We start from the raw sequence: 16,400 nt of genomic DNA, 5'->3' as shown, positions 1-16,400 counted from the left end.
CTCCTTTCCGGGACGGCTCAGCCGGGGCGGTTGCCGTGGTAGGTCAGCTCGATGGTCGTGCCGTCGGGATCGTGGATGTAGCAGAACTTGGAGTTGTTCTGCGGACGCTCGACGGGCTTGGTGTAGCGCACGCCTATGGAGCGCAGGTGGGCCAGGAAGCCGTCCCAGTCTTCGACCTCCATGGCCCAGTGCACCGGAAACAGGTTGCGCATTTCGGTCATGGGCGTGAAGTGCAGATCGAAGTCGCCGCGCGTGAGCAGCAGCACCTTGGTGTTGCTCAAGTGGCCGACATCGACGTGTTTCATGCCGAACACCTTGGTGTACCACTCGCGGGTGCGGTTCACGTCGGTGCACGGGAAGTTGATGTGGTGGATGGAGTGTGGCCGGTTGCTCATGGTCGGTCTTCTTCGTCGAGGCCGTCCGCATCGAGGACGACGTAGTTGCGCAAGGTGCCAAGTCCGGTGATCTCGATGTCTATCGTGTCGCCTGGCTCCATCTGGGTGGTGCCGTCGGCGCCCATCCAGAGGACGTCGCCAGGGTGCAGCGTGAGGTACTTGCTCATCTCGACGATGTAGTCGCAGGGATCGAAGACCATCGCCCCGGTGGGAAAGGACAGGCGGCGCTCGCCGTTGACGCTGACGAGGGTGGTGGCGTTCATCGCATCGGCGCCGGTGTCTATCCACGGGCCCATGGGCTTGAAGGTGTCGCTGTTCTTGCTGCGCCAGAACGTGCGGTCGCTGTGCTGCCATTGGCGCGCGCTCACGTCGTTGCCGATGGTCCAGCCGAAGATCGCTGCCCGCGCCTCGTCGCGGGAGCAGCGGCGCAGCTTGCGGCCGATGACCGCGACCAGTTCGGCTTCGGCCTCGAAACGGCCGTGGACGCCGCGCGGCCGCATGATGGGCTGCAGGTGGCCGGTCAGCGCGTTGTTGGCCCGGTAGCCGATTTCCGGCCGGTTGGGAATCTGCGCGCCGGGCATGCCGTGCTGGCGGGCGTGCTCGATGTGAGACCGGTAGTTCAGGCCGACGGCGTAGAACGTGCCGGGCACGACCGGCGGCAGCCATTGCACGGCGCTGCAGGGAAGGGGCGCGCCCGCAGGCCGCGGCGGGTCGAACAGTCCGCCGGCCAGCGGCTGTATGCTGTCGTCCTGCACGAGCCCGTAGCCGGTTTGGCCTTCGTGGGTGTAGCGGCACCACTTCAACGCGGGTCTCCCTTTATACTTTTTGCGAGTGCCATCTTAGGAGATCACCCTTGTCCTGAGCCCAGGACAACTCAATGTTGCACGGTCCTCAACAGTTCGGGTCTCGGTTCTAGCGGATACTACGTCCATGGATCGCTTTACCGTCATGAAGAGTTTCGTTTCCGTCGTAGAAACGAGCAGTTTCTCCGTCGCCGCGCGGGCCTTGGGCTTGTCCCGCGCGCTGGTCTCCCGCCATATCGCGGACCTCGAGCAGCAGGTGGGCGCGCGCCTGCTCAATCGCACCACCCGCTCGGTCACGCTCACCGAAGCAGGCATCAGCCATTTCGATTTCTGCCAGCGCATCCTTGCCGAGATCAAAGAGGAAGAGGAGTCGTTGCGCGGCCTGCGCGAACGTCCCGAAGGCGCGCTCGGCATCGTCTCGCCCAAGTGGATAGGCAGCCTGGACCTGGGCGATGCGATCGCCTCGTTCGCCGCCGAATATCCGCTGATCAAGGTCAGGCTCGAACTGGGCGGGATGTCCGACCGCACCCACGAGTTCCTCAGTTCGGGCTACGAGATCGCGTTCCAGACCAAGTACCTGCGCGACTCGTCGGTGATGGTCAAGAAAATGGCCACGCTGCAGTTCGTGGTGTGCGCCTCGCCCGCCTACCTGGCGCGTTCCCGCCGGCCGATGGAGCCGCGCGATCTCCTGGAACACAAATGCCTGGTCCACACCAACGACCCGATCTGGCATTTCACGACCGAGGAAGAAAAGCTGCGCATCAAGGTCGAGAACGTGGCGTTTTCCTCGAATACCTTCCTGGTGCTGCAGAAGGCCGCCGTGCAGGGGCTGGGTATCGCCATGCTGCCGCTGCGCTCGGCGTTGCGCGAACTGCGCGAAGGCGAGCTGGAGATCGTGCTGCCCGGCTTCAAGGTGCCCGACCGGCCGCTCTATGCGATCTATGCGCCGGGCGCGCACCGCATACGCAAGATCCAGTGTTTCCTGGATTTCATCTACAACTGGTATCGCGTGCATCCGGTTTCCGAACTGGAGAATGCGCGCGAGTCGCGCCTCGCCGAGATCGACTGAGTCGGGCAGGGCGGACGGCGGCGCGGCTGGCGGGGGGCGGAGAGGCTCCGCCGCGCGGCCGTATGCCTAGAGGATCTTGTGCAGTACGCGCTTGGTGATCAGGTAGCCGTCCAGGCCTTCCGGGCCGCCCTCGCGTCCGTAGCCGCTTTCCTTCCACCCGCCCGAGGGCGCTTGGTGCACCGAGCCGCCGGTGTGGTTGATCGAGAGGATGCCCGCCTCGAACCGGCGCTTGAGCCGGCTCGCATTGGTCGCCGACTTCGTGAAAGCGTAGGCGGCCAGCCCGTAGGGCAGCGCGTTGGCCTGTTCGATGGCGTCGTCCAGGTCGCTGAAACGCAGGACGGGCAGCAGCGGTCCGAACGGCTCTTCGTGCAGCACGCGCGCCTGCGGGGAAAGGTCGGTCAGGATGGTGGGCGGATAGAAGTGCCCGGGACGATCCATCCGTTCGCCGCCGCAGACCACCGTCGCGCCGCCGGCGCGCGCATCGTCGACCAGTTGCGCCACCGCCTGCAGGCGGCGATGGCTGATCAGCGGCCCCATGGTCGTGCCTTCGTCCAGGCCGTCACCTACCACGACCTCGCCGGCAGCCTTGACCAGCTCGGCCAGGAAGCGGTCGTGGATCGCGTCGTGGACGAAAAAGCGGCTCGGAGAAGTGCAGACCTGGCCGGCATTGACGATCTTGCCGGCGATGCAGGCCCGCGCGGCCTGGACCGGGTCGGCGTCGGCGCAGACGATGACCGGCGCGTGGCCGCCCAACTCCATCATGTGCGGCTTCATGTGGCTGGCCGCCATGGCGGCCAGTTGCTTGCCCACCGGGATGGAGCCGGTAAAGGCGACGAAGCGGACCACGGGCGAAGGGATCAAGTGGCTGGACACTTCGGCCGGAACGCCGAACACGAGGTTGAGCACGCCGGCGGGCAGGCCGGCATCCTGGAAGCAGTGCGCGATGGCGCAGGCGGTCGCGGGGACTTCCTCGGAGGCCTTGATCACGATGGAGCAGCCCGCCGCCAGCGCCGCGGCGATCTTGCGGGTAGGCGAGCCGGCGGGGAAATTCCACGGCGTGAATGCCGCCACCGGCCCCACGGGCTGGCGGATGATGGTCAGTTCGGTGTCGTTGTCCATGGGCACGACGCGGCCATAGGCGCGCCGGCCTTCCTCGGCGTCCCAGGAGATCATGTCGGCGACGCGGGTGACTTCGCCCAGGGCTTCCTTGTAGTGCTTGCCCTGTTCGCGGGTCATGTTGCGGGCGATGCCGGGCGCGCGCTCGCGCAGCCGAGCCGCAGCCTGGTGCAGGATCCGCGAGCGGGCATCGACCGGGGTGTCGCGCCAGCGGCGAAAGCCTGCGTCGGCGGCGGCCAGGGCCCGGTCCAGGTCCTGTGCGCTGGCCAGCGGGACGGTGCCGATGACCGTGTCGGTCGCGGGATTGCGGATTTCTTCGCGGCGGCCGGACGTGCCGTCCGTCCACGCTCCGTCGATGAGCATCTGTACCGGGCCGTAGGCGTCGGTCTGGCTGGTTGTGGCGGAACTCAAGTCGGTCTCCTCCTGGGGTATCGATGAGGCTGCCGGATCAGTCCAGCAGCGCGGCTGGCCGCACGCCGAGCCGCTCGGCATCCGCGACCAGTTTTTTCCAGCTCGCCATGGGCAGGGGAATGCCGCTTGCGCTGCGCGCTGCGAGGGTGCTGGCGCCGCGCTCCCCGGGGAACAGGATGGCGTCGGCGCCGGATCTGGGCAGGCCGTGGAGGGTGTCCAGGGTCGCGTCCACCATGGCGCGAACCCGGTCGGGCGGCTGGAAGGCCGACACGTCGGCCACGATGAAGGTGGCGTTCTGGCGGTGGCGCTCGCCCTCCGGCGTATGCGTGTGGTATTCGGTGACGATCGGATTGCCGGTCAGCACGCCGCACAGCAGTTCCAGCATCAGCGACAGGCCCGCGCCCTTGGCGCCCGCCATGGGCAGCGGTGTCTCGGCCTTGGCCGCGTCGGTGGTCGGAACGCCGTCGGCGTCGAGCGCCGAACCTTCGGGCAGCGGCTTGCCGGCGATCTTGTACTGGGCGATCTTGCCGAGCGCGATCGCGGCGGTCGCCATGTCGAGCACGGGCGTGGGCTGGGCGGCCGAGGGCATGGCGATCGACACCGGACTGGTGGCGACGGCGGGCACGGAACTGCCGGTATAGGCCATGTTGGGAACGCCGGCCACCAGGCCGATGACGGCGAAGCCCTCCCTGGCGGCAAGCTCGGTGTAGTAGCCGATGGCGCCGGTATGGACGGTGCCGCGCACGGCCGCCCAGCAGACGCCGGTTTCGCGGGCGATTTCCATGGCCTGGCGGACGGCGTGGGTCAGCGCGACCGGGCCGGGCGCGCCCTTGGCGTGGACCATCAGCACGCCCGGCCGCAGGCGTTGGGTTTCCATCGCGGCGCGCGCGGCTGCCTCGCCGGAGGCGAACATTTCCAGGTAGCGCGGCACGCGCGCGATGCCGTGGGAATCCACGCCGCGCAGATTGGCCCATACCAGTACGTCGGCGACCACGCCGGCCGGAGCGGCTTCCATGCCGGCCGCGGCGAACATGTCGCGCACCATGGCGTGCAGCGCCTGCGCGCCTACCTTGACCTTTTTGGGCGTCTCCATCGTATCTCCTTGCGTTCGATTGATCGTGACCGGTTGCGGTGCCGACGCGCTTCGGCACCGCGCGCCGCGCTTATTTCGCGACGATGACGTTGAGGATGGCGGTGCGTCCGGCGGCCACCGCCGCGGCGGCGTCGGCCAGCGCCTGGGGCAGGCGGTCCGGGGTGCGCACCGTTTCTCCATGCATGCCGAAAGGCCCGGCCAGGCTGGCCAGGTCGGGCTGGGTGGACAGGTCCGAGCCCAGGCCGCTGCCGGTCTCGGCCGCCACGCCGTCGGGGTAGTAGCGGCGGTGGTTGTATTGCATCGACAGGTACTTGCCGTTGTTGTAGATGACGATGAGCAGCGGCAGGTTCTGGTCGCGCGAGGCGCCCAGGCTCTGGACGATGGGGTTGTACAGGAACGAGCCGTCGCCGACCGTCAGCACCACCGGCCTGCCGCCGGCCGCGAGCTTGACGCCCAGCGCCACGGCGATGCCCTGGCCCAGCCCGCCCTGGACATAGTGGTAGCTGGCCGGGCGGTCGCAGCGCAGGTGCTGCTGGACCAGCCTGCTGTGGGTGATGGTCTCGTCCACGAATACGGTTTCCGGCGCGCAGGTCTCGCGCAGCAGGCGGGTGACCAGCACCGGATCGATGGCGTCGCTGCGTTCCAGGGCCTGGCGCTCGGCCTGGTCGGCGCGGTCATGCTGCCTGGCGTGGGTCGCGTGATGGCGCGCGCGGCGCTCCCGGACCAGCGCGGCGTCGAAGCCGACGCGCTGCACGGCGGCCAGCAGGCCGTCCAGCGTGGCAGGCACGTCGCCTTCCAGGTAGACGTCGGCGTGCAGCACCTGGTAGACGATGTGAGGGCGCTGCGGCACCTCGTCGAGCACGACGGTGCGGGCGCCGGTGGGCTTGCGGCTGGGCGGATACCAGGGAGCCCGGCAATTGACCAGCAGCACCAGGTCGGCGCTGCCCATGAAATCGTCGGCGCTGCCGCCCAGGTGCAGTTCATGGCTGCGCGGGAAGTTGGTGCATACGGCCGATTGCGGCTCGATGACGGGAATGGCGAGCTGCTCGCACAGGCGCACCAGCGCTTCCATGCCGCCCGGCGAGCGTCCGGCCGATTCGGTCAGCACTACCGGCTGACGGGCTTCGGCCAGCATGCGGGCGACGGCGTCCAGTTCGTCCGGCGGCGATACCTTGCGCGCGGGAGCGGGAACCTTGCGCGGGTGCGCGGGCGATTCCCAAGGTTCGAGCAGGACTTCCACCGGAATGCCCAGATAGGTGGGACCGGTCGGCGCGCGCATGGACATCTCGCCCGTGCGCAGCACCATTTCGTACATCGTTTCGATGCCCGGAACCTGGTTGGCCCATTTGACGATGGGCTGGACCAGGCCATGGACGCCGCCGACGATGGAAAGATTGCGATACCACTGGGAACCGGGGTCGACGCTTTCGCGCTCGCCGTAGGAATTGCTTTCCGACGAAAAGATCACCATGGGCGCCCCCGACAACTGGGCGCCCTGGATCGCGCAGGTGCCTTGCAGCAGGCCGCCCCCGGCATGCAGCAGGACCGCCTGGGGGCGGTGGGTCATCAGCGCATAGCCGGTGGCCATGCCGACGGCCAGCGTCTCGTGCCACAGGTCCATGTACCTGGGCCCGGGCAGGTTTTCGTGCCGCTGGCGCGCCACCGCTTCCCAGACCGGCGCCCATTCCGAACCCGGAGACGAGAAGATGTAATCGACCCCGAGATTGCGAAACGCTTCCAGCAGGCCCTCTCCTCCATCCACATACGCTTTCACGGTGTGCCTCGGCTTTTCCAGGAGTGGTATCGAATCGTGCCGGCGTCTTACCGGGCGTCGGCGGGAACCGGCCAGTTCAGGCACTTGCACAGGCCCAGCCCCATGATCTGCTCGAGTTCGCGCTGGCTGAAATCCATGTGCTTGGTGAACTGTTCGACCGTGTCGGTGTAGGTCAGGCCGTGGTCGAGCAGGCGCGTCAGGTCGGTGCCCCAGAAGCAGCGTTCGGGACCCATCTTGTCCACCATCTCGCGCACGTATTTGAAGATGTTCTGGTTGGGGAACGGATGGGTGGAGTAGCCGGGCAGGGCCGAGACTTTCACGTAGATGTTCGGATGCTCGTGCAGGTCGGCGGTTTCCTGGACCCAGTAGCCGATGGCGTCGTCCACGCAGCGGGCCATGATGCCCATGTGGTCGATGATGATCTTCAGGCCCGGATGGCGCTTGGCGATGGCGCCCAGTTCGGCCTTCCAGACGGGGGCGTGGACCATGGCGATGACGCCGTTCTCCTCGGCGAAGGGCCAGAACCAGTCGCAGGTGCCGTCTATCATCCAGTTGCGGTCCTGCGGGCGGTGGAAGGTCAGGCGCACGCCCTTGATGTCCGGAAGGCTCTTCCAGTCGCGCAGCATGGCCTTGGCTTCTTCGGGCTTGTTCTGGGGGATGCGGGCCATGATGCCGAAACGGCCGGGATGGGCTGCGCAGGCTTCCAGCGCATAGTCGATGCGATCGCCTTCCCATGAGGGCGGGACGATCAGCACCCGGTCGACGCCGGCCTCGTCCATCAGGCCGATGCATTCCTCATGGGTGAACGCTTCGAGGCGGTGGCCATTCAGTTTCATCCGTTCGCGCGCGCCGGGCAGCCAGGGGCGGTCGGGGGTCTCGTCTTTCCAAAGGTGGACTTGCGAGTCGGCAATGAACATCAGCGGTATCTCCTGGTCAGGTGGCTTGGACGTTGTCCGGTGCGGAGGGTTTTGCACCGTACTGGCGGCATTCTAGGAACTGTTCCGGCGTCCCAATGGCCCGCAATCCAATGGTGCAGAACCGTTGACAGTGGCTGCTCCAAAGACCTGCGCGCATGGCGGCCCGCGCAGGCTCACAGGTCGAGGACCAGCGCGCCCTGCCGGGCGCGCGAGCAGCACGCGGCCATGCGCCGTCCGGCCGCGCGTTCGGCCGCATCGAGATGGTGGTCCCGGTGTTCGACGCTGCCGCCGAGCACGGGGATGACGCAGGTCCCGCACAAGCCCATGCCGCAGGACAGCGGAACGTGGATGCCATGGGCGTTCAGGATGTCGGCCAGCGTGCGGTCGGCGGGAACGTGGAGCGTCCGTCCGGAGCGCGCGAGATGCACGTCGAACGGCGCTCCCTGGATCGCGGAGGCGGGCGTCTCGCCGGGGTATTCGCGGTGCAGGCGCGCCTCGGCCCATTCGCGCCAGCGCGCGCAATCGAGCGCCGCATCGATGAAGGCCGCCGGCCCGCAGGCATACAGGTGCGTGTCTTCAGTGCCGTCGTCCCATCGTTCCAGCGCCGCGTCGATGGCGCGGGCCTGCTCGTCGTCTTCGGCATCGCTCCAGGCGACCCGGCTGGCATACAGGGCCGTGTGCAGCTCGTCGCCCAGCGGCACGCCTGCATCCGGCCGGGAGAACGCGAGGAAGGCGAAATCCCGGCCGTCCTCGTGCAAGGCCTTTGCCATGGCGGCGAGCGGCACGATGCCGATGCCGGCGCCCAAGAGCAGGTGCCGCCGCGCCGCGGACGCGATGCCGAGGTGCTCCAGCGGCGGCCGGATGCGGACGGCCTGTCCCGGCGCGGCCTGCAGCGCGAAGGCGCGTGACGCGCTGGCGGGCGCGTCCGGGACGTCGATCACGATGCGGTAGCGGCCGGCATTGTCCCGCGGGCCCAGCCAGTAGGCGCGCCAGGCCAGCGGGGCTGCCTGCAGGAGAATGTGCGCCCCGGGGTGAAAGGAGGGCAGTGCGCCGTCGCGTCCTGCAAGCGTGATCTGCGCCAGCCTGCCATGGCGTACGACCGCCGCCACCTCGGCGTCGAGGCCGTCCATGGAGTCCGGTCAGGCCGTGGCGGCTTCGACCTTGGCGTAGCCGCGCACGTCGGGGAAGGGCGGCGCCTTGGCGGGATCGAGGTCGACCTGGGTGGCGTTCAGGCAGAAGGCCAGCATGGAGAAATTGCCCAGGCAGCCGATGATGTCGATCACGCCGTTCTGGCCGAACAGCGCGACGGCCTCGTTGAAGGTCGCGTCGCTGACGAAATGGCGTTCGAGCATCTGCGTGCAGAACTCATAGAACACGCGCTCGTCATCGGCCTTGAAGACGGGCGGCTCGCGCCGGGCCAGCGCCTCGGGTATCGCGGGGTCCAGGCCGGCGGCGACGGCCTTGCCGAGGTGGGCGTTCCACGAGTGCTGGGCGTCCCAGAAGCGCGCGGTGATCAGGATGCTGAACTCGCGCAGCTTTTCGGAAAGCGAGCAGTCATAGCGCACGTAGGCGCCCAGCGATTCCACGCGGTCGCACAGCTCGGGGCTGTGCAGCCACATGAGGAAGGGGCCGCGGACCTGGCCGCGCTTGCCCGCGATGCGGGCGGCCAGTTCCTGTTGGCGGGGGCTGTATTGTTCGGGCGAAATGACGGGCAGGCGCATGGAGGCTCCGGATGTCGGGGTGGGGTTCTGGAAGATGGGCGGCGCGGCGGTCCGCCATTCTTGCGGCCGGCGCGCACGGGTAGGGGCGCGTCATTCCGGCGCTCCGACAATGTAAGTGATCGGGGCCGGCCAATTGTCCAGTTCTGTGCAACATAAGCGTGCTCGCCGGGCCCGTTGCGGCGGCGTCGGCCTTGTAGGTACGATCAATCGCCCTCCCATCCCCAACCCCGCAGCCCCGTGCAGGATCCGCCCCAGACATGACCATTGAACGCATCGAATCCGTCACCTACGGCGTCGAGGACGTGGAGTTGTGTACCCGCTTCATGACCGACGTCGGCCTGGAGCCGGTGGACGCCGGACGAAGCGGCGCGACATTCCGTACGCCGGTGAACCAGTTCGTTCGCATCCTGCGCGCCGACGATGCCAGCCTGCCGCCGCGCAGCAGCGCAGGCTCCAATGTCCGCGAGGTCGCATGGGGCGTCGGCACGCAGGCCGCGCTCGACGCGCTGGCCGCAGAACTCGGACGCGACCGCGAGGTCAGCGTCGACGCCGGCGGCGTGGTGCGTACGCGCGACGAGTCGGGCTACGGCGTGGCCCTGCGGCTGAGCGACAAGGTCGAGGCGGCCGATCCGCCGCGGCGCACCAACCAACTGGGCCACGTCGAGCGCCGCAACGAAGGCGTCACGCCCTATGGCCGCGCCCGTCCGCTGCGCATCGTGCATGCCGCCTGGGACGTGCTCGACGCGGGCCACGAGCAAGCGCAGCGCTTCTATCTCGACAGGCTGCGCTTCCGCGCCATCGATACCGTCAGGCCGATGGGCACGTTCATGCAGTGCGAGGGCGACATCGAACACCACAACCTGCTGCTGTGCCACCGCACCAACGCGCTCGGCATCAACCACATCGCGTTCGAGGTGCACGACATCGACGAGGTCGTCGAGGGCGGCAACTACATGATCGCGCAGGGCTGGAAGGAATCGCGCCGCCTGGGACGGCACAACCTGGGCTCGAACGTGTTCCGCATGTTTCAGTCGCCGGCCGGAGGGCGCATCGAATTCGCATCCGACATGGACCGCATGGACAAGGACTTCGTGCCGCGCCATTGGGAGAAAACGCCTCAGCACCATCTCTGGATGCTGAAGATCCCCGGAGACTCCGAACCGCATTGACACGCATGCCCACCGGCCGGGATGGCCGGATACAAAAACAAGCAAAGCCGATACAGGCAGGAGACGAGCATGATCGATTGGAAGCATCTGGCGGCCGCGGTGGCCGCTTGCCTGGCAACTGCCGCGCAGGCCCAGACGAAGGAACTGATCTACAACAGCTACCTGCCGCCGTTCGACCCGGTGCACCGCATTGCCGTGGTCGATTTCGCTAAGCGCATCGAAGCCGAGACCGGCGGCACGCTGAAGATCACCATCCCGGCCAGTTCGCTCGCGCCGTCGCCCCGCCAGTGGGACATCGTCTCGCAGAAGGTGGCGGACCTCGCCGTGGTCGCGCATTACTCCCAGCGTTCGCGGCTGCAATTGCCGCTGATCGCCGATCTGCCATTCAACGCGGCCAATGCGGAATCGGCGTCGGTGGCGCTGTGGAACGTCCAGCAGAAATACTTCGACCAGGCCAACGAGTTCAAGGGCATGAAGCTGCTGTCCATGCACACGCTGCCGCCGCGCCACCTCGTCAGCAGCGACAAGGAAGTCAAGACCATCGAGGATTTTCGCGCGCTGAAAGTCTGGACGCCGGCCGGCGAACTGACCGACATCGTGCGCGGACTGGGCGGCGTGGCGGTGTATTCGACGCTGGCGCAGCTCTATGAATACGCATCCAAGCACACGGTGGACGCGTTCATGGTGGGGCCGGGCACGATCGCCCAGCAAAAGGTGGGCGACTACGTGAAGTACATGATGGAAGTTCCGGGCGGCTTCGGCACGGTCTCGTTCGCGGTCGTCATGAACGGCGATACCTGGAACGGCCTGAGCGATGCGCAGCGCGCAGCAGTGCAGCGCGCCGCCGAGGGGCTGCCGCAGCGTACCGGCAGGGCCATCGACGAACGCGAACGCGACGGCATGAAGGCCATCAAGCTGCAGGTGTCGCAGGCCAGCGCCGATATCCTGGCCAAGATGGAGCCGGTCATGCGCACGCAGGAGTACGAGTGGGTCGAGAGCGCCCGCAAACGAGGCGTCGCCAATCCCGAACAGGTGCTCAAAGCCTACCGCGAAGAAATGGCCAAGGCCGCCGAAGCGGCGGGCGCGCACGAAAGATGAGCGCGATGTCCATCAAGCGGGTGCCGGACCCGCCGCGCAGCAGGTTCATGCGCGGCCTGTCGCGGTTCGCGGCGGCAGTGGGCGGGACCAGCCTGGCAGCGATGATTCTCGTGACTTTCGTCGACGTGCTGGGGCGCAACTTCTACAAGCCCCTGCCGGGCGCCAGCGAGATCGTGTCCTTCCTGCTCGGCATCATGTTCTTTGCCGGGTTGTCGCTGGTCACGCTGGAGCGCGCCCACATCAGCGTCGGCGTGCTGGCTGAGAAGCTGCCCGGGCCGCTGCGCCGCGTCGAGCAGGTCTTTACCTGGGCGGGCAGCGTGCTGTGCTGCGGCCTGTTCGCCTGGATGGCGGTGCGCAGTTCGGTCACGCTGTGGACCACCGACTACCTGACCAGCTATCTGGAGATCCGCCTGGCCTGGGTGGTGTTCGGCATGGCGGCGCTGGCCATCCTGGCCGTGCCGGCGGCGCTGTACGTCCGGCCGCCGCGCGCGGATGCCGCGCATGGCGCAGCCGGCGGTTCCGGGGAAGGGACGACATGACCATCATCATCGTGGGCGTCGCCATGCTGGCGCTGATGGCGCTGACGCGGCTGCCGCTGGGCTTCAACATGCTGTTGTGCGGCATAGGCGGCATCGCGGCGCTCCATCCGCGCGGCCTGGATGCCGGCCTGTCGGTGGCCGAGCAGGCCGTCATGGAACTGGCGATGAATTTCCAGTTCTCCGTATTGCCGCTGTTCCTGGCCATGGGCGTGTTCGTCACCAAGGCGGGTCTGGCCGACGATCTGTTCAATGCCGCCGACGTCTGGTTCAGCCGCTTTCGCGGCGGCGTGGCCATGGCTTCCATTCTGGCGTGCGCGGGTTTTGCGTCGCTGTCGCACAACTCGGCGGCATCCACCGCGACCATGAGCCGCATCGCGGTGCCGGCCATGAGCCGGCTGCGCTATGACCAGGGCCTGGCCGCGGGCACGGTGGCGGCGGGCGGGACCATGGGCATCCTGATCCCGCCCAGCGGCGCGCTGATCATCTATGGCATGCTGACCGAGACCAGCCTGGGCAGCCTGTTCATGGCGGCGCTGATTCCCGCGGTGATACAGCTGGCGTGCTACCTGCTGGTCGTGGTCGCGCTGGTCCAGCTCGTGCCGGGCTGGCTGCCGCGCTCGCATTCCTCGGTCACGTGGGCCGAACGGATCAAGGCGCTGGGGTCGGTCTGGGGCGTACTGCTGCTGTTCGGCATGATCGTATGCGGCATCTTCTTCGGTATTTTCACGACAACCGAAGCAGGCGGCATAGGCGCCGGCGGCGCGCTCGCGTTCGCGTGCTGGCGCCGCCGCATGAGCTGGCAGCGCTTTACCGAGGCGCTCAAAGAGGCGCTGACCACGGCGTCCATGATCTACGTCGTGGCGGCGGGCGCCATGGTGATCAATCAGTTCGTCAACATCTCCGGCCTGCCCGAGCGGACCATGGCCGGAATCCAGGCCCTGCACCTGGAGCCGATGGCGGTGGTCGCGCTGCTGCTCCTGTGCTATGTGGTCCTGGGCATGTTCATCGACGGCTTCGCCATGATCTTTCTGACGGTGCCGGTGGTGGCGCCCGTCATCGTCAGCCTGGGCCTGGATCCGATCTGGTGGGGCATCGTGCTGATCATCGTGGTCGAGATGGCCATGATCTCGCCGCCGGTGGGGCTGAACGTCTTCATCATGAAAGCCATGGTGCCCAGCCTGTCGCTCAGGTCCATTTACAAGGGCGTCATTCCTTTCATGGTGTCCGACGTGGTGCGCCTGGTTGCCATTGCGGTGTTTCCCGGCCTGGCGCTCTGGCTGCCCTCGATCATGCGCTAGCCGTCCCGCATCTTGCGGCATGTCCGGCTCGAGGCATCGGGCAGCAGGCTGGGCATGCCGCGCCGTATACTGCGCCTGGTCGCATTCCGCATGCGTCCCCCGGGCAACACGTATAGGGCATTCGATGGAGCCATCCGCAGTCACCCGATCCTCCGCATTCCTGATGGCTGGCGGCGAAGGCAGCGCCACCAGTTTTCGCTGGCTGCTGGGGCAGTGCAAGACGCTGACGCTGCCGGAGCAGATCGCCGCCCACATCGGCGACCGCATCCTCAATGAAACCATTGCGCCGGGCGAGTGGGTGCGCGAACAGGATATCGCCGATGAATTCGGCGTCAGCCGCAGTCCGGTGCGCGAGGCGATGCGCCTGCTCGAGAAAGAGGGCATCGTCCGCATCCATCCGCGCCGCGGCGCGCAGGCCACGCAGCTGTCCACCCGGGAGGTCGAGGAATTGCTGGAGGTGCGCGTCAGCCTGATACGGCTGGTGGCGCGGCGGGTGGCCACGGCGCCGTCGCCCGAACTGTTGGCCATCCTGGAGGACGGCGTTGCCAAGCTGGCGCCGCTGGCCGATGATCCGCAGGGCGGCGATGCCTTCGGCGAGACGCTGGCGCGCCTGACCCTGTGCTGCGCCGCGCACAGCGGCAACGACAGGCTGTTCGCCCTGATCGCATCGCTGTCGCTGCAGATGTTCCGCTATACCCGGATCGGGCTGCACAGCCCCGAGCGCCGCAAACGCTCGCTCGCGCTGTGGCGCAAGTCGCTGCAGGCTTTCCGCCGGCAGGATGCGGACGAGGCCGAGCGGCTCTGGGCGCGCCGCCTGGAAGAGAACAGCAAGGAGATCCGGCGCCAGTTGGCGTCGCGCGAGGTTTCCTGAGCACGCAGGAATTACCCGGAGTGCCGTTGCCTTGGCGGTGTCGATGAAGTATGGTTTTTAAATTGTCGACAATATTAAAGTCATCAAAACGGAGGCCGAAATGAATCGTGTTGCGCAGCCATTGACGGGACCGGAGGTCTGGACGGGGTCCAGCCTTGCCGGGCGGACCGATTGGATCTGGCGGCTGGACCGCGCCGAGACCGACGAGCTTGCCGCGACGGTGGCCGCCTGCAAGGCGCGCGGCCTGGCGCCGGCGGCATTCGGCCCGGAGGACTTTCCCATTCCCCGCATGGCGGCGCGGCTGGAGCGCGTGCGCGAGGAGCTGGAGGGGGGGCGTGGCTTCGCGCTGCTGCGCGGCCTGCCCATTGCCGACTACAGCGACGACGACGCGCGCATTCTGTTCTGGGGGCTGTCGGTGCACCTGGGCGATCCGCAGGAGCAGGATGGCGCGGGCAACCGCATGCACAGCGTCACCAACACCGGACTGAAGGTATCGAACGACAACTCGGTGCGCAGCTACCAGACCGACGACGAGCTGACCTTCCATAACGATGGCGGCGACGCATTCATGTTGCTCTGCCTGCGCACCGCCAGGTCGGGCGGCGTGAGCAAGCTGGTGAGCGTCGCCGCGCTCTACAACGAAGTGCTGCGCCGCCGGCCCGACCTGGTCGACGTGCTGCAGCAGCCCTACCATTTCGATACGCGCGGCCAGCATCGCGGCGGCCTGCGCATCCAGTCGGTTCCCATCCTCAACTTCTTCGAGGGCAAGCTGAGCGCGCTCTACAAGCGGCGCTACCTGCGGCTGGCCCAGGAACTGCCCGACGTGCCGCGCTGGACGCAGGCCGAGGCTCAGGCCATCGAACTGGTAGAGGAGATCTGCAACGATCCGCAGGTGCAGCTCAGTTTCAGCATGGAGCCCGGCGACATCCAGATCGGCAACAACTACAGCGTGCTGCATGCACGCACCAAATACCAGGACCACGACGATCCGGCGCAGCGCCGGCACTTGTTGCGAGCCTGGGTGACCCTGCCCAATGGCCGCCCGCTGCCCGAAGTGTTCCGCCAGACGCGGGAGTTCGGCACTTCCTACGAGCGCCGCCACGGGCGCGCCGCGGCCACTGTCTAGGGAGAGCGCCATGAACAAGCGCATGCTGTCGATTGCGGCGGGCTGTATGGTTGCAGCCGCCGGCCTGGCCGTCCACGCCGCCGACGAAGGTTTTCCGTCCCGCCCCAGCCGGCTGATCGTTCCGTACACGCCAGGCGGCAACACCGACATGCTCGGACGCGTGATCTCGCAAGGGCTCAGCCAGGCCTGGAATCAGCCGGTCGTGGTCGAGAACAAGCCGGGTGCGGCGGGCACCATAGGCGTCGAGCAGGTCGCCAAATCCAAGCCCGACGGCTACACCACGGTGCTGGCGTCGTTCGGCAACATCCTGGTGGCGGGCAGCCTGTACAAAAACCTCGGCTACGACCCGGTCAAGGACCTCGCGCCGGTGGCGCTGATCGCCACGCCGCCCGTGGTGCTCGTGGCCAACGAACGCATGCCTTTTTCCGACGTGAAAGGCCTGATCGAGTATGCGCGGCAGCATCCGGGCAAGCTCAATTACGGCTCGTCGGGAAATGGCTCGTCGAACCACTTGTTCGGCGAACTGTTCGCCTCCATGGCGGGGGTCAAGCTGATCCACGTTCCGTACAAGGGCAGCGGCCCGTCGGTGGCAGATACGATAGCCGGCCAGATCCAGCTCAATTTCGCGCCGTTCCCGCTGGTGCGCGAGCAGATCAAGAGCGGCAAGCTCAAAGCGCTGGCGGTGACCAGCGCCCGGCGTTCGCCGCTGCTGCCCGAGGTCCCGACGGTGGCCGAGGCGGGCCTGCCCGGCTATGAGGCCGTGGGCTGGTTCGGCCTGATGGCGCCGGCCGGCACGCCCAAGGAGGTGCTGGAGCGGCTCAACCGCGACGTGAACCGGGTGCTCAATTCGCCGGAGGCGCGCTCCAGCCTCGCGGCGGAAGGCGCCGAGCCGGCCGGCGGCTCGGTCGAGGAAGCCCGGCGTTCCATCGTGGAGGGAGAAAAGAAATGGGGCGGGCTGGTCGAACAGCTGGGAATCCAGTTGTAGACAGGCCTGTTGCGG

The 16,400-nt window shown here is 67.4% G+C and carries 16 protein-coding genes; 8 read left to right on the top strand and 8 right to left on the bottom strand.

What is annotated here, in order from left to right:
* Positions 1-17 precede the first annotated feature (17 nt).
* Entirely contained in the window at positions 18-395 is a 378-nt protein-coding gene (locus tag PIGHUM_RS12520; RefSeq protein WP_124079929.1) for a VOC family protein, read from the bottom strand.
* Positions 392-1,198: a fumarylacetoacetate hydrolase family protein gene (locus tag PIGHUM_RS12515; RefSeq protein WP_124079928.1), complete on the bottom strand. Its 807-nt coding sequence runs from the start codon at positions 1,196-1,198 to the stop codon at positions 392-394. The genes PIGHUM_RS12520 and PIGHUM_RS12515 overlap by 4 nt, the downstream gene beginning before the upstream one ends.
* Positions 1,199-1,325: 127 nt before the next feature.
* Between PIGHUM_RS12515 and PIGHUM_RS12510 the strand changes: the two genes are divergently transcribed.
* Positions 1,326-2,267: a LysR family transcriptional regulator gene (locus PIGHUM_RS12510; protein ID WP_124079927.1), complete on the top strand. Its 942-nt coding sequence runs from the start codon at positions 1,326-1,328 to the stop codon at positions 2,265-2,267.
* A gap of 66 nt (positions 2,268-2,333) precedes the next feature.
* Here the strand turns inward: PIGHUM_RS12510 and PIGHUM_RS12505 are convergent, their stop codons facing one another.
* From PIGHUM_RS12505 to PIGHUM_RS12480, 6 genes are all read right to left on the bottom strand, one after another.
* Positions 2,334-3,746 carry an NAD-dependent succinate-semialdehyde dehydrogenase gene (locus tag PIGHUM_RS12505; RefSeq protein WP_124079973.1) on the bottom strand — a complete coding sequence of 471 codons (1,413 nt, stop codon included), beginning with the start codon at positions 3,744-3,746 and terminating at the stop codon, positions 2,334-2,336.
* Positions 3,747-3,831: 85 nt separating this feature from the next.
* Complete coding sequence (locus PIGHUM_RS12500) at positions 3,832-4,887, bottom strand: Ldh family oxidoreductase (RefSeq protein WP_124079926.1); 1,056 nt, start codon at positions 4,885-4,887, stop codon at positions 3,832-3,834.
* A 70-nt stretch (positions 4,888-4,957) separates the two neighbouring features.
* Positions 4,958-6,661, bottom strand: a complete 1,704-nt coding sequence (locus PIGHUM_RS12495) for a thiamine pyrophosphate-dependent enzyme (RefSeq protein WP_124079925.1) — start codon at positions 6,659-6,661, stop codon at positions 4,958-4,960.
* Between the two features lie 47 nt (positions 6,662-6,708).
* Positions 6,709-7,578 (bottom strand): amidohydrolase family protein, encoded by an 870-nt coding sequence (locus PIGHUM_RS12490; protein ID WP_124079924.1) that lies wholly within the window; start codon positions 7,576-7,578, stop codon positions 6,709-6,711.
* Positions 7,579-7,751: 173 nt separating this feature from the next.
* A complete protein-coding gene (locus PIGHUM_RS12485) occupies positions 7,752-8,708 on the bottom strand; it encodes a flavin reductase family protein (protein WP_124079923.1) in 957 nt (318 codons plus the stop codon).
* Positions 8,709-8,717: 9 nt separating this feature from the next.
* Positions 8,718-9,299: a carboxymuconolactone decarboxylase family protein gene (locus PIGHUM_RS12480; protein ID WP_124079922.1), complete on the bottom strand. Its 582-nt coding sequence runs from the start codon at positions 9,297-9,299 to the stop codon at positions 8,718-8,720.
* Between the two features lie 257 nt (positions 9,300-9,556).
* Here PIGHUM_RS12480 and PIGHUM_RS12475 point away from each other — a divergent pair, with 257 nt between their 5' ends.
* The 7 genes from PIGHUM_RS12475 to PIGHUM_RS12445 all read left to right on the top strand — a co-directional run bounded on the left by PIGHUM_RS12475 (position 9,557) and on the right by PIGHUM_RS12445 (position 16,385).
* On the top strand, positions 9,557-10,468 hold the full coding sequence (locus PIGHUM_RS12475) for a VOC family protein (protein WP_124079921.1): 912 nt from the start codon (positions 9,557-9,559) through the stop codon (positions 10,466-10,468).
* A gap of 69 nt (positions 10,469-10,537) precedes the next feature.
* Positions 10,538-11,566: a TRAP transporter substrate-binding protein DctP gene (gene dctP, locus PIGHUM_RS12470; RefSeq protein ID WP_160142249.1), complete on the top strand. Its 1,029-nt coding sequence runs from the start codon at positions 10,538-10,540 to the stop codon at positions 11,564-11,566.
* Positions 11,563-12,105: a TRAP transporter small permease gene (locus PIGHUM_RS12465; protein WP_124079919.1), complete on the top strand. Its 543-nt coding sequence runs from the start codon at positions 11,563-11,565 to the stop codon at positions 12,103-12,105. Before dctP ends, PIGHUM_RS12465 begins: the two co-directional genes overlap by 4 nt.
* Complete coding sequence (locus tag PIGHUM_RS12460) at positions 12,102-13,403, top strand: TRAP transporter large permease (RefSeq protein ID WP_124079918.1); 1,302 nt, start codon at positions 12,102-12,104, stop codon at positions 13,401-13,403. The genes PIGHUM_RS12465 and PIGHUM_RS12460 overlap by 4 nt, the downstream gene beginning before the upstream one ends.
* 124 nt (positions 13,404-13,527) lie before the next feature.
* Entirely contained in the window at positions 13,528-14,274 is a 747-nt protein-coding gene (locus PIGHUM_RS12455; RefSeq protein ID WP_160142248.1) for a GntR family transcriptional regulator, read from the top strand.
* A 100-nt stretch (positions 14,275-14,374) separates the two neighbouring features.
* Complete coding sequence (locus PIGHUM_RS12450) at positions 14,375-15,400, top strand: TauD/TfdA family dioxygenase (RefSeq protein ID WP_124079916.1); 1,026 nt, start codon at positions 14,375-14,377, stop codon at positions 15,398-15,400.
* A gap of 10 nt (positions 15,401-15,410) precedes the next feature.
* Positions 15,411-16,385 carry a tripartite tricarboxylate transporter substrate binding protein gene (locus tag PIGHUM_RS12445; RefSeq protein WP_160142247.1) on the top strand — a complete coding sequence of 325 codons (975 nt, stop codon included), beginning with the start codon at positions 15,411-15,413 and terminating at the stop codon, positions 16,383-16,385.
* Positions 16,386-16,400 lie beyond the last annotated feature (15 nt).

The organism is Pigmentiphaga humi, from assembly GCF_900606115.1.
Lineage (GTDB): Bacteria > Pseudomonadota > Gammaproteobacteria > Burkholderiales > Burkholderiaceae_B > Pigmentiphaga > Pigmentiphaga humi.
Note: the sequence above shows the minus strand (reverse complement) of the source record. Positions and strands in the feature narration are given on the sequence as shown.

Coding starts and splice junctions, on each gene's coding strand:
- PIGHUM_RS12520 (WP_124079929.1), bottom strand. CDS start 395: ATGAGCAACCGGCCACACTCCATCCACCACATCAACTTCCCGTGCACC.
- PIGHUM_RS12510 (WP_124079927.1), top strand. CDS start 1,326: ATGGATCGCTTTACCGTCATGAAGAGTTTCGTTTCCGTCGTAGAAACG.
- PIGHUM_RS12505 (WP_124079973.1), bottom strand. CDS start 3,746: ATGCTCATCGACGGAGCGTGGACGGACGGCACGTCCGGCCGCCGCGAA.
- PIGHUM_RS12500 (WP_124079926.1), bottom strand. CDS start 4,887: ATGGAGACGCCCAAAAAGGTCAAGGTAGGCGCGCAGGCGCTGCACGCC.
- PIGHUM_RS12490 (WP_124079924.1), bottom strand. CDS start 7,578: ATGTTCATTGCCGACTCGCAAGTCCACCTTTGGAAAGACGAGACCCCC.
- PIGHUM_RS12485 (WP_124079923.1), bottom strand. CDS start 8,708: ATGGACGGCCTCGACGCCGAGGTGGCGGCGGTCGTACGCCATGGCAGG.
- PIGHUM_RS12480 (WP_124079922.1), bottom strand. CDS start 9,299: ATGCGCCTGCCCGTCATTTCGCCCGAACAATACAGCCCCCGCCAACAG.
- PIGHUM_RS12475 (WP_124079921.1), top strand. CDS start 9,557: ATGACCATTGAACGCATCGAATCCGTCACCTACGGCGTCGAGGACGTG.
- dctP (WP_160142249.1), top strand. CDS start 10,538: ATGATCGATTGGAAGCATCTGGCGGCCGCGGTGGCCGCTTGCCTGGCA.
- PIGHUM_RS12465 (WP_124079919.1), top strand. CDS start 11,563: ATGAGCGCGATGTCCATCAAGCGGGTGCCGGACCCGCCGCGCAGCAGG.
- PIGHUM_RS12460 (WP_124079918.1), top strand. CDS start 12,102: ATGACCATCATCATCGTGGGCGTCGCCATGCTGGCGCTGATGGCGCTG.
- PIGHUM_RS12455 (WP_160142248.1), top strand. CDS start 13,528: ATGGAGCCATCCGCAGTCACCCGATCCTCCGCATTCCTGATGGCTGGC.
- PIGHUM_RS12450 (WP_124079916.1), top strand. CDS start 14,375: ATGAATCGTGTTGCGCAGCCATTGACGGGACCGGAGGTCTGGACGGGG.
- PIGHUM_RS12445 (WP_160142247.1), top strand. CDS start 15,411: ATGAACAAGCGCATGCTGTCGATTGCGGCGGGCTGTATGGTTGCAGCC.